Raw genomic sequence first — 1314 nt, 5'->3', positions numbered from 1 at the left:
CGACCGGCCGGGAGCGGCACGCCCGCTGCGTCGACGCCGAGCTGGTGCGCGCCGACGCGATGCTGGCGCTCGACCTGCGCGACCTGCGCGCGACCCCGGACGGCTGGGAGCGTTCGGCGGCCGAACTGCGGGACCTCGAAAGGAACTACGCGAAGCGGTACGGCGCCGAGAATCCGCTCACCCTGACCGCGACCGTGTTCGCCGACCGCGCCCTGCTGGCGCTCGGCCAGCCCAAGCGAGCGCTCGCCGTGCTGTCCGCGACCGAGCAGGTCGTGCTGCGGGTGCTCGGCGAAGACCACCCGCTGCGCTACCGGATCCGGCACGGCATGGGGCTGGCGCACGCGCAGCTGCGCGAATTCGGCCGCCAGGCGGAACTGCTCGAGGACATCCTCGAACCGCAGATCCGGCTGCTGGGGCGGACCCACCCGGAAACCGTCGAGAGCCGGCTCGACCTCGGGATCGCCCTCGCGCTGAGCGGCCGCGGCCCGCGCGCGCGGGCGACCGAGCTGGTCGACGGCGCCGCGCGCGACATCGTCGAAGCGCTCGGCGCGGCCACCGAACTGTCGGCCAAGGCACAGGCCGCGAAGCGCGTCGTGCGGCTCCCCCAGCCGTTCGTCTCCGCGCTCTTCACCGTCGAACGGCTGATCTGGCCGGGCCGCGAGAAAGGCGAATAACCATGGAACGTCAGCTGGCCGACCGCTACCGCCTCGGTCCGCCCCTCGGTCGCGGACCAGCGGGCGAAGTCTTCGCCGCCACCGATCCCGGCGGCCGCGAGTACGCCGTCAAGCTCCTCGACGCGCGCCTGACCGGGGACCGAGACGCCGTCGAACGGTTCCTGCGCGCCCAGTCGCCGCTCGTGGGCCTGGTGCACGAGCACCTGGTGACCCTGCACGACCTGGTCGTCGAGGGGGACACCGTCGCGCTGGTCCTGGACCGGGTGCCGGGTGGTTCGCTGCGCGAGCGGCTGAGCGCGTCGGGCACGCTGCTGCCGACCGAGATCGCCCGGATCGGCGCCGGGATCGCGGCGGCGCTGCAGGTGGTGCACGACGCCGGGGTCGTGCACGGCGACGTCAAGCCGTCCAACGTGCTGATGGACGACACCGGCGCGGTGCGGGTGCCGAAGCTGACCGACACCGGCGTCGCGGCCCTGGCACCGCGGCGGGCGCACACGTCGCTGGCGACCGCGTCGAAGTACGCGGCCCCCGAGGTCGTGCGCGGCGGGCAACCGGGGCCCGCCGCCGACCTCTACGCGCTGGGTGTCGTGCTCTACGAGCTCTACTGCGGGGTCGCCCCGTTCGCCGGCGGGTTCGTCCG

Annotated in this window: 2 protein-coding genes; both read left to right on the top strand. The window is 74.4% G+C overall.

The features are described from left to right. Nucleotides 1-674, top strand: a 674-nt coding sequence (locus tag G3I65_RS17290) for a hypothetical protein (protein WP_203612410.1), incomplete at its 5' end; no start/stop codon positions are given. Nucleotides 675-676: 2 nt separating this feature from the next. Then, nucleotides 677-1314, top strand: a 638-nt coding sequence (locus tag G3I65_RS17285; protein WP_160697032.1) for a serine/threonine-protein kinase, incomplete at its 3' end; no start/stop codon positions are given.

This window comes from Amycolatopsis sp. SID8362, from assembly GCF_010550475.1.
Taxonomy (GTDB): domain Bacteria; phylum Actinomycetota; class Actinomycetes; order Mycobacteriales; family Pseudonocardiaceae; genus Amycolatopsis; species Amycolatopsis eburnea.
Note: the sequence above shows the minus strand (reverse complement) of the source record. Positions and strands in the feature narration are given on the sequence as shown.